At 71.8% G+C, this 12,451-nt stretch carries 15 protein-coding genes; 8 read left to right on the plus strand and 7 right to left on the minus strand.

The window, feature by feature from the left end; translation table 11 throughout:
- The first annotated feature begins 61 nt into the window (after positions 1-61).
- The gene (locus AB0N16_RS18025) at positions 62-1,708 is read left to right on the plus strand and encodes an alpha-amylase family glycosyl hydrolase (protein WP_365797688.1); all 1,647 of its coding nucleotides are present in this window, start codon (positions 62-64) and stop codon (positions 1,706-1,708) included.
- Here AB0N16_RS18025 and AB0N16_RS18030 read toward each other — a convergent pair.
- Positions 1,705-2,490 carry a DUF4142 domain-containing protein gene (locus tag AB0N16_RS18030; RefSeq protein WP_365797690.1) on the minus strand — a complete coding sequence of 262 codons (786 nt, stop codon included), beginning with the start codon at positions 2,488-2,490 and terminating at the stop codon, positions 1,705-1,707. The two genes, AB0N16_RS18025 and AB0N16_RS18030, sit on opposite strands and share 4 nt — an antisense overlap.
- 250 nt (positions 2,491-2,740) lie before the next feature.
- Between AB0N16_RS18030 and AB0N16_RS18035 the strand changes: the two genes are divergently transcribed.
- From AB0N16_RS18035 to AB0N16_RS18045, 3 genes are all read left to right on the plus strand, one after another.
- Entirely contained in the window at positions 2,741-3,469 is a 729-nt protein-coding gene (locus AB0N16_RS18035) for a DUF6445 family protein (RefSeq protein WP_365797692.1), read from the plus strand.
- A 156-nt stretch (positions 3,470-3,625) separates the two neighbouring features.
- Positions 3,626-4,360, plus strand: a complete 735-nt coding sequence (locus AB0N16_RS18040; RefSeq protein ID WP_365797694.1) for a DUF4232 domain-containing protein — start codon at positions 3,626-3,628, stop codon at positions 4,358-4,360.
- Positions 4,361-4,461: 101 nt separating this feature from the next.
- A complete protein-coding gene (locus AB0N16_RS18045) occupies positions 4,462-4,875 on the plus strand; it encodes a hypothetical protein (RefSeq protein WP_365797696.1) in 414 nt (137 codons plus the stop codon).
- 10 nt (positions 4,876-4,885) lie between these two features.
- Here the strand turns inward: AB0N16_RS18045 and AB0N16_RS18050 are convergent, their stop codons facing one another.
- Positions 4,886-5,113: an SUMF1/EgtB/PvdO family nonheme iron enzyme gene (locus AB0N16_RS18050; protein ID WP_365797698.1), complete on the minus strand. Its 228-nt coding sequence runs from the start codon at positions 5,111-5,113 to the stop codon at positions 4,886-4,888.
- Between the two features lie 48 nt (positions 5,114-5,161).
- Here AB0N16_RS18050 and AB0N16_RS18055 point away from each other — a divergent pair, with 48 nt between their 5' ends.
- Positions 5,162-5,836 (plus strand): hypothetical protein, encoded by a 675-nt coding sequence (locus tag AB0N16_RS18055; RefSeq protein ID WP_365797700.1) that lies wholly within the window; start codon positions 5,162-5,164, stop codon positions 5,834-5,836.
- A 19-nt stretch (positions 5,837-5,855) separates the two neighbouring features.
- Here the strand turns inward: AB0N16_RS18055 and AB0N16_RS18060 are convergent, their stop codons facing one another.
- From AB0N16_RS18060 to AB0N16_RS18075, 4 genes are all read right to left on the minus strand, one after another.
- On the minus strand, positions 5,856-6,068 hold the full coding sequence (locus AB0N16_RS18060; RefSeq protein ID WP_365797702.1) for a hypothetical protein: 213 nt from the start codon (positions 6,066-6,068) through the stop codon (positions 5,856-5,858).
- Complete coding sequence (locus AB0N16_RS18065) at positions 6,065-6,793, minus strand: VOC family protein (RefSeq protein WP_365797704.1); 729 nt, start codon at positions 6,791-6,793, stop codon at positions 6,065-6,067. Before AB0N16_RS18065 ends, AB0N16_RS18060 begins: the two co-directional genes overlap by 4 nt.
- 130 nt (positions 6,794-6,923) lie before the next feature.
- On the minus strand, positions 6,924-7,541 hold the full coding sequence (locus AB0N16_RS18070; RefSeq protein ID WP_365797706.1) for a TOPRIM nucleotidyl transferase/hydrolase domain-containing protein: 618 nt from the start codon (positions 7,539-7,541) through the stop codon (positions 6,924-6,926).
- Positions 7,542-7,721: 180 nt separating this feature from the next.
- Complete coding sequence (locus AB0N16_RS18075) at positions 7,722-9,035, minus strand: hypothetical protein (RefSeq protein ID WP_365797708.1); 1,314 nt, start codon at positions 9,033-9,035, stop codon at positions 7,722-7,724.
- 547 nt (positions 9,036-9,582) lie between these two features.
- Here AB0N16_RS18075 and AB0N16_RS18080 point away from each other — a divergent pair.
- The 3 genes from AB0N16_RS18080 (at position 9,583) to AB0N16_RS18090 (ending at position 12,118) form a co-directional block, all read left to right on the plus strand.
- Entirely contained in the window at positions 9,583-10,248 is a 666-nt protein-coding gene (locus tag AB0N16_RS18080; protein ID WP_365797905.1) for a DUF4328 domain-containing protein, read from the plus strand.
- Positions 10,249-10,378: 130 nt separating this feature from the next.
- The gene (locus AB0N16_RS18085) at positions 10,379-11,044 is read left to right on the plus strand and encodes an SDR family NAD(P)-dependent oxidoreductase (protein ID WP_365797710.1); all 666 of its coding nucleotides are present in this window, start codon (positions 10,379-10,381) and stop codon (positions 11,042-11,044) included.
- A gap of 135 nt (positions 11,045-11,179) precedes the next feature.
- Positions 11,180-12,118, plus strand: a complete 939-nt coding sequence (locus tag AB0N16_RS18090; RefSeq protein ID WP_365797712.1) for an MIP/aquaporin family protein — start codon at positions 11,180-11,182, stop codon at positions 12,116-12,118.
- Positions 12,119-12,152: 34 nt separating this feature from the next.
- On the opposite strand, the gene AB0N16_RS18095 is transcribed toward AB0N16_RS18090, so the two are convergent.
- Positions 12,153-12,377: an antitoxin gene (locus AB0N16_RS18095; protein ID WP_365797714.1), complete on the minus strand. Its 225-nt coding sequence runs from the start codon at positions 12,375-12,377 to the stop codon at positions 12,153-12,155.
- Between the last annotated feature and the right edge of the window lie 74 nt (positions 12,378-12,451).

Genomic DNA, 12,451 nt, shown 5'->3' on the forward strand with positions numbered 1-12,451 from the left:
GCTTTCTCGGCAATATGGACAGACTGGTTCTCGGTTTCCCTCCCGCCCGAAAGGAACGCGCGTGGTCGACCTCTCCTCCCGGAACCCCGACTGGTGGCGCCAGGCCGTGATCTACCAGGTGTATCCGCGCAGCTTCGCCGACGCGAACGGCGACGGGCTCGGTGACCTCCGAGGCGTCACCGAGCGGCTGTCCCATCTGGGCGCGCTCGGCGTGGACGCCCTGTGGCTCAGCCCGTTCTACCCGTCCGAACTCGCCGACGGCGGCTACGACGTCGCCGACTACCGGGACGTCGACCCGCGCCTGGGCACCCTGGACGACTTCGACGTGATGGTCGCCGAGGCGCACCGGCTGGGCCTGAAGGTGATCGTCGACATCGTCCCGAACCACACCTCGCATCTGCACCCCTGGTTCCAGGAGGCCCTGCTCGCGGGCCCCGGCTCGGCGGCCCGCGACCGCTACGTCTTCCGGCCCGGCCGCGGCGAGCACGGCGAACTCCCGCCCTCCGACTGGCAGTCGGTGTTCGGCGGCAGCGCCTGGCGCCGGGTCCCGGACGGTGAGTGGTACCTGCATCTCTTCGCCCCCGAGCAGCCCGACCTGAACTGGGCGCACGAGGAGGTCCGCGCCGACTTCCGCACCACCCTGCGCTTCTGGTCCGACCGGGGCGTCGACGGCTTCCGCGTCGACGTGGCGCACGCCCTGGTGAAGGACCTCGCCGAGCCGCTGCGGGACGTGGCGGAGTTCGGTGCGACCGGCGAGGAGGCGCTGGAGCGGGTACCGCCCGGCACGCACCCCTACTGGGACCGTGACGAGGTGCACGAGATCTTCCGGGACTGGCGCAAGATCTTCGACGCCTACACCCCGCCGCGCACGGCCGTCGCCGAGGCCTGGGTGCCCGGCGGCCGCCGCACCCTGTACGCCCGCCCGGACGAACTCGGCCAGGCCTTCAACTTCGAGTACCTCCAGACCCCGTGGGACGCGGACGCCCTCCGCGAGGTCATCACCGGCTCCCTCGCCACCGCCCGCGCGGCCGGCGCCTCCGCCACCTGGGTGCTCTCCAACCACGACGTCGTACGGCACGCCTCCCGGCTGATGCTGCCGCCGGGTACGGACGAGAACGCCTGGCTGCTGTCCGGCGGCCGGGCGCCGGAGGTCGATGCTTCTCATGGTCTCCGCCGGGCCCGCGCCGCCACCCTGCTGATGCTGGCGCTGCCCGGATCGTCGTACGTCTACCAGGGTGAGGAACTCGGGCTGCCCGAGGCCGCCGACCTGCCCACGGCCGTCCTCCAGGACCCGATCTGGGAACAGACCGGCCATGTCCGCAAGGGCCGCGACGGCTGCCGGGTGCCGCTGCCGTGGACGGCGGGCGGACCGTCGTACGGCTTCGGGTCCGGCGGTGCCTGGCTGCCGCAGCCGCGGTGGTTCGCGTCGTACGCCGTCGAGACGCAGGCCGGTACGGCGGGCTCCACCCTGGAGCTGTACCGCACCGCGCTGCGGCTGCGCCGCAAGCTGATCGAGGGCGAGACGCTGACCTGGGGTGAGGCGCCGGAGGGGGTGCTGCACTTCGCCCGGTCGGAGGGCTGGCGGTGCGTCACGAACGTGTCGGACGCGCCGGTACCACTGCCGCCGGGCGAAGTGCTGCTGGCCAGCGCGCCGCTGCCGCTGGACGGCACGCTGCCGCCTGACACCACGGTGTGGCTGGGCGCCTAGCCGGCGGTGGGGCTGGGGGCCGGGGAGACGCCGGTGGCATTGCCATCGGCGTTGCCGGTGCCGACGCCGGCACCGCTGCCCGTGAAGCCGTTCTCGCCCGGCAGCGCCGGCGGGCTGGTCGTGCTGTTGACCGGCGGGGTGAGGACGACCTGCGGCTGGCCCGCGGCCGGGGGCGGCGGGGTCAGGTCGGTGGCGGGCAGCTTCGGCGGGGTCGTCTCCTGGAAGAGGACCGACGGGAAGTCGACCAGGCCGGTCTGCTCCATCACCGTGATGTGGTCCAGGACCGTGGCGTTGGCCTGGTCGGCCAGGATCCGCACCAGGGTGTTCTGGGTCGTGGAGCGGATCTTGGCGATCGTGTTGAAGATCGACCCGTGCGTGATCCGCAGGATGTTGGCGAAGTCCGTGTCGAACTTCTTGCCGCTGTCCGCCGTCAGCGTGTTGACGAAGCCCTGCTGCTGCGGGGAGGGCAGGTCCGGGATGGTGATGTTGAGCATGGGCGCGATCTTGCGGCAGCTGGCGTCCAGCGCCGCGTGGCCGTCGATCAGGTGCTTGCTCGCGGTGATGACCGCCTGGCTCTGGCCCTTCTTCACGCCGAGCTGTCCCACGGGGTACTCCCACAGCCCGGCCGCGCGCACCTTCACCACGAAGTCACGGTCGCCTTCGGTCAGGGGCCCCCACTGGGTGTTGGCGATGACGCGGGTCGTGTCGCTGGACACGGTGTTCACGCCCAGCATGCTCGGGTAGGCCAGTGCCGCGAGGGTCAGGCTGAGGGCTCCGCCCACAAAGAGAGTTCCCGTCGCGTTCCGCGAAAAGCGCACTGGTGCCTCCTGCCGGTCAGGGATCCCGCGCAGGGGCGGGGTCGGTCGCCCATGAATACGGACGGGGAAAGCGTCAGAAACCTTTTGGTTTGGCAAAGAACTTGTGAGACCTTGCTCTGCCGGGGACGCCGCCTCCCCATGTCTTGCCCACGGGAGGGTGATGACTTCCCCTGGTCTGTGTGGCCATGACAAAGTCGCGGGCTAGCTTCGCCGCATGCCCCCACAGCCACCGTTCCCGCGCGCTCCCCGCGGCGCCGCTCCCGGTCAGGGTCCCGGCCGCGGCCCCGCCGCGCTGCCCGTACTGCCCTATCGCAAGCCCACCAAGGGCCGCGACTACTGGGTGTTCGACGACGTCCTGCCGGACGTGGACGCCGTACGCGAGCGCTGCCTGGCCAAGGACGACTGGGTCCAGGGGTACCCGTACACCTCGGAGACCTGGCCCGGACTGCGCACCATGCCCGGCCTCGAACCCGCCGAACTCGCCGTCGTGGAAGGGCTGGTGAAGCAGGCGACCGGCGCCGGGAGACTGTGGGTGCAGCAGGCGCCCGGCGGCGGCACCCTCAACCACAACTGCGTCCAGGTCGTCGGCGAGGGCGAGAGCGAGCCGCGCCCGCACACCGACTCCCGGGCGCTGTGCCGGTACGCGGCGGTGCTGTATCTCAACCCCGGTGTCGCCAAGGACTGCGGCACCGCCTTCTACCGCCAGTCGCTGCCCGGTGGCCGCCTCGGCGGCAACATCGTCCAGGCCCCGCACAACAACCTGGTCGAGGCGCTGGGGACCCGGTTCGTCCCGGGCGACCACTTCGAGGAGGACGTCCGCGTCCCGCACAGGTACAACCGGCTGCTCCTCTACAACGCCAACCTCGTGCACAGCGCCACCGGGTACGCCGGCAAGACGCTGGAGGAGAAGCGGATGACCGCGGTGTTCTTCTGGATGGCCTGATGTCACAGGGGACTTGAGCCGCCGGATTCTGTAACGGCGGGCGTGACACGACCACGACGGTCCCGTGACGGCGGGCCCCGAACTTCCCTGCCCGGGGCCGCATCGAAAGAGGTGTCCGGCAGAGAGCCGGGGAGAACACCACCGCTGGGGGATCCCATGTCGAACCGCCGCCGCAACCTCCGCAAGGCCGCCGCCGCCCTGACCGGCGCCGCCGCGCTGATGGCCTTGCTGACCGCCTGCAACGGCACCGCGACCGGCTCTGTCACCGCCGACGGCGGTACGGCGGCTCCGGCGGCGGGCGACGCGACGGGCGGCGGCGGCTCCACGGGCTCCAACGGTTCGACCGGTTCCGGTTCGAGCTCCGGTTCCGGGGCTACGCCGGCCGGGAACACCGGGTCGGGGAGCGGCACGGGTGGGAGCACGGGCTCGTCCACGTCGGGCGGCTCGTCCACCTCGGGTGGTTCCCCGGCCTCCGGCGGCTCGGTGGCCGCCTGCCGGGCCGCCGGGCTCGGCTACTCCTGGGCGGACTCCGGCAGCGGCACCGGCCAGCAGAAGCACGCGGTCGTGGCGCTCACCAACAAGAGCGGCCACTCCTGCACGCTCTACGGCTTCCCGGGCGTCGACCTGGTCAACAGCGGTCAGCAGTGGTCGCTCCAGCGCACGAACGCCACCCCGAAGCGGGTCACCCTGGCGAACGGCGCCTCCGCCAACTTCACGATCACCTTCCTGGTGCCGGCGCAGGGCGACTCCACCACGTTCACGCCGACCACGGTCGTCATCACCGCGCCGGACCAGCGCACCTCGTACGACCTGCCGTGGCACGGCGGTGCCGTGGTGCTCCAGGACGGTGCGACCCACCCGGGGACGTACGTCGGCCCGGTCGGCGAGTGACGACCGGGGTCTGGGGTGCCACCGGCGGCGCAGGGATCAGGCTCACCCGTTCGGAGTAGCTCCCGTGGTGGCGGGCCAAGGTCGGCCGGATCGTCGTACCCATGACACAGCAGACGCATCCGGCACCCGCTCCGACCAGCGGCTGGACCACCGGCGGTGTTGTCTTCGCGGGAGTCCTCCTGCTGATCAACGGCGTCTTCGCCATTCTGCAGGGCATCTCCGCCATCGCCACCGACGACGTGTACACCCGCATCCACAACTACGTCTACAAGATCAACCTCACTGGCTGGGGCTGGATCCTGTTGATTCTCGGCGTCCTCGGCGTCGTCGCGGGCGCCGCCCTCCTCAAGGGCGCCCCCGGCTGGGCCCGTGGGGTCGGAATCTTCCTGGCCGCGCTGAGCATGCTCGCCCAGTTCCTGTTCCTGCCCTATGCCCCGCTCTGGGCCCTCATCATGATCGGCATCGACTTCTTCGTGATCTGGGCGCTCGCGGTGTACAGGCCGGAGCCCGCCTGACCCCTCGGGGTCATCCCGCGTCGCGGACGCAGCGGAAGCCGGTGTGGCCGGTGGAGCTGTCGGGGGTGTCGGCGGTGCGGGCGGCGACCCGGTAGCGGTCGCAGTAGGAGGCGTGGCACAGGTGGGAGCCGCCCCGGATGACCCGGGCACTGCCGTGCTCGGTCGTCCACCGGTCGGCGCGCCGTTCCGAGGGTCGCGGCACCCGTGCTCTCTCCCGGCCAGCGATAATCCTCCTCATGGCACCCCCCACTGCCGCCGGACTCCCCCGCAGGACACCGGCCGCCACGTGAACCTCAACCTCAGCGAGTTGCACCGCCGTCTGCTGCCCGACCTGCTGTCGGCCGGCGCCGCCTACCCCCTCGCCCTGACCGGCGACTACGCGGCCCTGGCCCACGGCCTGTTCGACCGCCCCGGCCGCACCCTGGAGGCCGCCACCCAGCACCCGGCGCCGATGCGGACGATCGCCGAGACGGTCGCCGCGGTCCTGCGCGAGCGCGGCTGGAGCGTGAGCGTGCGTGAGACGGACCCGCTCTCCGCCCAACTCATCGTCACCGACGCCGTGTCGGAGGAGGCCGGCGAGGTGGACCTCCTCAAGGAGGCCCTGTGGCACCCGCCGGTCCGGACGGAACTCGGCCTGACCCTCTCCCTCGAAGACACGGTCGGCATGCGGGTCTGGGCGCTGACCGACCGCGGCCTGCCCCGCGACCTCCTCGTCGTGCACGCGGCGGCGGACCGCTGGAGCCTCCCCGACCTCGAAGACCTCGGCCGTCGCCACGCCCGCGACACCTTCGACCTCACCGACCTCCAGTCCCGCCTCACCGGCACCGACTGGATGGACGACAGGGAGTTCACCGCGTACGGCCTCGACGACCAGGCGATCACGGCCCTCCGCCAATGGGCCCAGACCTGGTCGGACGACATCGCGGAACGCCTGATCGAGGCCCAGCCGCCCGAGGAATGACACCTGCCCGCAGGCAGGCTCAGGCCGGCCGGACGGCATGTCCGGTCACCGGTGCGCTCGTGCTGCGGCCGTTCTCCGGAGAAAGACGGCCCCACGAAGCGTCAGCCAGCGGGAGCCACCGCATTCCCAGCCGTTCGACCCGCACGGTCCCCGCCGCGTCGAGCGGCTCGCGCCCAGTGGCCTTGCGCACGAACGTCTTCTGGTCCCAGCCGAGTTCGCCCAGTGTGCTCACGTGGTTCGGGGGGTCAGCACACAGAACTCGTGACCGTCGGGGTCGGCCATCACCACCCAGTCGACGTCCCCTTGGCCTATGTCGATGCGCGTCGCCCCGAGGGAGACGAGCCGGTCGACCTCCGTCTGCTGGTCACCGCCGGCCGGTGGGGCGAGGTCGAAGTGCAGCCGTTCCTTCCCCGTCTTCGGCATCAGGGGCGGACCACCCCACGTGACCTTCGGGCCACCGTGCGGTGAACGGATCGCGGTCTCCTGGTCCTGGTCCCAGACCAATGGCCAGCCCAGTGCTCGGCTCCAGAAGTACCCGGTCTCCTGCGAACCGTCGCCCGCCAGCGCTCCGATGAACCCGCACTCGGCGAGGAAACCGTTGCCCGGCTCGATGACACAGAACTCGTTGCCCTCGGGGTCGGCGAGCACCACATGTTCCTGGTCCGGGCGTTGGCCGACGTCGATGTGCTCGGCGCCGAGTTGGAGCGCCCGCTCCACCACCTGCTTCTGGTCGTCGAGGGACGTGCTCGTCAGATCGAAGTGCATGTGGTTCCGGCTGGTCTTCCGCTCCTGGGTCGGGAGGAAGCGGAGCCGGAACCCGGTGTCATCACTGGGAAGCAGTGTGATGCCGTCCGAGGTGTCGTCGGACGTCTCCCAGCGGAGAAACTCCGCCCAGAAGCGCGCCAGACGGAGCGGGTCGTTCGCATCGAAGCAGAGCGCGTGCAGGTGAGAAGTCATCCGTGAGTCTCCCGGTAGGGGCCAGGCGGGTCGTGCTGGAGCCTGCCCAGCCGCTGCCACCCGGTCAACTGGTCAAGCCCGGCCGTCGTCTGCCGTCGAGCACGTTCGAAACGGCGGTCCGTCCACGACCTCACAGGCTCGCGAGGAGGCCGTCGAGCGGGGGCGGTGTCCGGTCCGCTGCGAGGGCCTCCACAAGGAGACGGCCGTAGCGGATCTTGCGGCCCTTCTTCGTGCCGAGGAAGCGCCGCACCTGCCGATGCCGGGGACGGCCGTGCTGTGCGGGCTGGCGCTGGAAGGTCTGCCAGGCGCGGAAGTCGCCCTCGGCGCGGAAAATCTCCTCGACTCCTGCCGTGCCGAGCGCCCGGATGAGTTCGTCCTCCAGATCCGCGGAGCACACGTGGATGTCCTGGAGCGATGCCTGCGCCCGCGTCAGGCCGCGCTCGTAGAAGCCCTGTTCGCCCTCGTCGCACAGTCCGGTCAGGCGCAGACCGAGGCCGGACGGCCCGAGGAGGCCGGCATAGCGGCCGACGTTCATCGCCCCGCCCATCGGCACGACCCACACCCCCTCGGCGGCCAGGTCCCGGCCACGCCGGGCGGCCAGCGCCTCGACGGCCGCGAGATCGCTCAGCCCTTCCAGGAGTACCGCGGTCCGTGCCCCCAGGCTTTCCGCCAGATCGCGCGCCGGCCCGCCGGGACCGCCCGCCGCCCAGCGGGTGACCGCCTCCTGGAGCGCCCTCATGTCCGCCATGGGGCGAGTCTGCCCGTCCACCGGCGACACGGCACGGGATTATGCGACGGCCTCAGGAGCCGCGACGGCAGGTGTCACTTCCCCACCACCTGCCCCAGCTCCCGTCCCGGCTGCCGTTGACTCAGGCACCGTGGAGCGGGCGCGGGCCCCGGCGCCCCGGCGGGGCGCCCGTCCGTCCGCCTATGCCGGGTGGGTGAGCCGCCCGGCCCCGGGCTTCCGTGCCGCCAGGAACTCCACCACCGCCAGTGCGAACAGCAGGCACAGGGCGATGCCGATCACCACCCAGCCGGTGGGGTACGACCACAGCAGGTAGACCAGCAGGGCCACGGCGACCAGGAGCCAGCTGATCCAGGTGCGGTAACGGCGTACGAAGGGGCCGACCGGACCGGTGCGCAGGCCGGCGTGGTCGGCGGAGCCGCGCACCGCGCCGATCCCGGCGGTCCACAGCCGCCGTACCAGCGCGGCGTACCGGCCCGGCCCGGTGAGCCAGGCGCCCAGGGCGACCACCACGGCCAGGGCCACGACCATGCGTACGGTGGTCCGGAGGAAGTGGACCAGCGCGTCGTAGACGGCGGCGGCCGCGTCCGGGGAGACACCGGCGGGCAGCCGGTCCAGATAGATCACCCGGAACACGCTCAGCCCGACGCCGAGGATCCCGGTGGCGACGGCGACGCCGATGCAGCCCGCGACCAGGGCCCGGCGGCGCCGGACCGACAGCAGCACGCCGACGGCGACCAGCAGGACGGCCAGCACCGGAAGCCAGTTCCCGGCGAGTTGGAGCAGCCGTACGTAGGTCTTGACCTTGTCGATCTGGTCGGACCTCGCCAGGGTGAAGTCGGCGTGCACGGCGGGGATGTGCTCGGCGGGGGTCAGGCCCGCGTCGACGAGCCGCTGTTTGACCTGGTCCACGAGGGGGCCGAGGTCGAGGGTGACGGTGTCGTTCTTCAGCTGGACCGCACCGCCGCCGCTGCCGGTGAGGGCCTTGTCGAGGGAGCTGTGGATCCGGCGGTTGGCGTCGGTCCAGACGGTCTTGAACGCGTCCGACGCGGCGACCTTCCGGGCCTCGTCGTGGACGAAGCTGCGGACGGCCCCTTCGAGCGCGCCGCCCAGCCTGCCGCCGAGCGCCTGCTGCAGCCGGGGCCGGTCGGCGGGGGTCACGTCGGCGAGCAGGGCGGGCAGGTCGAGGCGGGTCATCAGCGCGTCGGTGGCCCGGTTCGCGACGGCGTCCTGCACGGCGGGGTTCGAGGCGAGCGGGGCGACGGTGGCGACGTAGCGGTTGGTGTCGCCCACCACGTCGGCGGCCCACGCGGCGACGACGGAGAGCGGGGCGAGGAGACAGCCGAGGACGAGGAGCACGGCGGCGAGGAGGGATCTGCCGTGGTGCCGGGGAGACCGCCGCGCCCGCTCGTTCTCCAGAGCCGTCAGCCGCCCCCGCAGCTCCTCCAGCTCGGTGCGCTCAGCACCGTTGTCCGTGGGTGCGCCCCCGTCCTCCATCCGTGCCTCCTCCTCGCCGACGACCGGGCCGCGTGCCCGGCGTCGAACGGAGGCTGAGCACGGGCGTGCCGAACACCGGCGCCGCCACCGCGGACGCGGCCACTGCCACCCTCACCCGGCGCATGCGCGTCCACGAGCGCATGAAGGCCGTACGGGTGAAGCGGCCCCCGTCACCCGCTCACCTGTTCCTGCCGCTCCGCCCGGCTCCTCCGGTAGGGCCGCCGGGTCCCGGGTCGGTGGCGGTACCCGGCGCCCGCGCACCGGGCAGGCGTATGGCCTGGCGCCGCCTCGCCGTCCTCGATCCGCTCGTCGCGGGGTGCCCGGGAAGAACGGGCGTCACGTTCGCCGGGACGCCTCGTGGGCCGGCAGGGAGCGGAGCGTGTCCCGGGTCTTGCAGAGCGGCCGGGGTCCCGGCCCCGGTTATGCCGCGGCCCACGCCGTACCGGCCACTGCTCGGGCATGTCGACTGTGCTTCGGCTGTCCCAGGGCGGTAACGGCCATGGCCCCGGTACCGGGCATGGGCCAGGATGACCCGGTGAACGAAGACATGGTCTCCCTGAGCCCCGTCCGGACCACCGGGGTCGTCGCCTTCTCCGCGCTGCTGCTCGCCGGTGGTGCCTGGGCCGTACGGGCGGTGTGGGAGCTGCGGCTGGCCGGGACCGGGGTGCCCGCGGGCGGGGTGCCGGAGCAGGGGGACGGACGGCATCGGCCGCTGACCTCGTTGGAGAACGGGTATCACCTCGTCAGTTCCGCCGGCGGGGTACTGACCGTCGTCTGCGCCCTCGCCTTTCTGCTGTGGCTGGGGCGGGTGCGCGACAACGCGCGGACCCTGTCCGGGCGAGCGCCCCGATACAGCGGGATCTGGGTTCTCCTGGGGTGGGTCATCCCCATCGGGAATCTCTGGATTCCGCGCGGGATCGTCGCCGACGTGTTCCGGGACAGTGCACCCGAACGGCGGTTGCCCTGGGTCGTCAATGTGTGGTGGGCACTCTGGCTGGTCGGTCTGGTGAGCGGGACCGGGCTGATGAGCCGCGACTCCACCGACGACCTCATCGCCCGCGCCTACGACGACGTCTGGCCGCTCGTGCTCTCCGACCTGGCGCTCGTCGCGGCCGCCGTCGCGGGCGCGTTCGTCGTGCGGGCCGTCAGCCGGGTGCAGGAGGAGCCGAAGGGTGAGGGGGGCGTCCGGGTGCCGGCCGGGTCGCACGTGTGAAGTCGGGGGCGGCGCGGTACGGAGCTAGTGCTGTGAACCGGAAAGGTTTGCCGGGCGTCGCGAGCCGGTGAACCTTTCCGGTCGCAGCACCAGGTACGACCTCGCCGCCACAGCCGTCAGGAGTCACGTCGTGAGCAGTGTCGCCATCGTGGGTGCCGGGCCGGGGCTGGGGGCCGCCGCCGCCCGGCGGTTCGGGCGGGAAGGGTACGGCGTCGCGCTGCTCGCCCGGGACGAGGAGCGGCTCGACGGGATCGCCCGGGAACTCGCCGGCCTGGGCGTCGAGGCCCGCGGGTTCGCCGCCGACGTACGGGATCCGCTCGCCCTCACCGGAGCCCTGGAGCGGGCCGCCGAGGAACTCGGGACCGTCGAGGTCCTGCAGTACAGCCCCGTCCCGCAGCGGGACTTCATGCGGCCCGTGCTGGAGACCACCCACGCGGACCTGCTCGGGCCCGTCGAGTTCTCGGTGTACGGGCTCGTCGCCGCCGTGCAGCAGGTGCTTCCGGGGATGCGGGAGCTGGGCCGGGGGACCATCCTCCTCGTCAACGGCGGTACGGCCGTCATCCCGCACCCGGACCGCGCCGGGACGTCCATCGCCTTCGCCGCCGAGAGTGCCTATGGGCATCTCCTGCACGACCGGCTCGCCGGGGAGGGGATCCATGTGGCGCAACTGGTCATTCCCGGGGCCATCGTCGCGGGACACGCGCGCAAGGATCCCGCCGTGCTCGCCGACACGCTCTGGACGATGCACCGCGACCGGCACGGATTCCGGCACTACGCCGACGACCTCGAGGGATAGCCCGTAGTGAGCGCTGGACGGTAGCCCCCGCCGGGCGCGATGGGCAGATCTGCGCGAACATCATTTGTGGGTCAATATGGTGTTCGGCCCGATTGCTCCTCTCAGGGAGCCAGCGATGGCTAAAGGGGGCCAGCGATGGCTGTGGAAATATCTCCTCTCCTCAAGCCCTCTCGGCTCAGAAGCCGTGGAGGCCTGCTCGGTGAGTGCCTGGCAGAGTTTCTCGGGACCTTCGTCATCCTCTCGTTCGGCGCCGGTGTCGTGGCGATGGCCGTCGCGGCACTGCCCGGGTCGGGGCGTGCGGAGACCCCCACGACGATCTTCCTGGCCGCCGGTGACTGGCTCCTGATCGCCTGGGGCTGGGGACTGGCCGTGACGTTCGCCATCTACGTGGCCGGTGGTGTCAGCGGCGCCCATCTGAACCCGGCGGTGACGCTCGCGTTCGCCGTCCGCCGTAAGTTCCCGTGGGCGAAGGTGGTGCCCTACTGGGTGTCGCAGGTGCTGGGCGCCTTCGCCGGGGCCGCGTTGGTCTTCCTCGTCTACCACGACGCGATCAACGCGTTCGACGCCGCGTCGAAGCCGCCGAAGGTGGGCGGGCACACCGAGGCCACCTTCTCCATCTTCGCCACCTTCCCGGCACCGTACTTCCACGGCGGGATCTGGGGGCCGCTGATCGACCAGATCGTGGGAACGGCGTTCCTGGTCATGTTCGTCGTCGCGGTCGTCGACCTGCGCAACACGGCCGTGGGGTCCAACCTCGGCCCGTTCGTCATCGGCCTCGCCGTCGCCGCCATCGGCATGTCCTACGGCGCGAACGCCGGCTACGCCATCAACCCGGCCCGCGACTTCGGGCCCCGGGTGCTCACCTGGCTCGCCGGGTGGAAGAGTCTCGCGTTCCCGGGGAACGGGGCCGGGTTCAGCAGCTATTGGTGGATCCCGATCGTCGGACCGCTGATCGGCGGTGTGATCGGGGTGCTGATCTACGACCTGTTCATCGGCGACGTCCTGCACGCCCGGCTCAAGCTGGGTCAACTGCCGGAGCCGGGCCGGACCCGCCCGACGACGGACGAGCCGTAGGCGGACCGGTAGGCGCGGCGGTGATCGGCGGCGGTCAGGGCTCGGGTTTCTCCGCGCCCTGCTCGCCCAGCCGCCGTACCAGTTGCCGGGCCTTCGAGACGCCGGTGTCGATCTGCTCGGTGTACTTGCCCTCGGTGCGTCCGTCGGCCAGGTCGCCAGCCTTCTCCAGACCGGCCTCGATGACGTCACCGTGTTCCTCGGCGAGGTCCTCGGCCTTCTCCGTCGCCTTGTCCGTCAGGTTCTTCAGTCCATCGAACATGGGGGAATCGTCCCCGGCGGGAGCCGGCCGCGGCAAGACGGCACCCGGGGCGTTCAGCACGGCGTGAGGCGTTC

Source organism: Streptomyces sp. NPDC051105 (genome assembly GCF_040682795.1).
Lineage (GTDB): Bacteria > Actinomycetota > Actinomycetes > Streptomycetales > Streptomycetaceae > Streptomyces.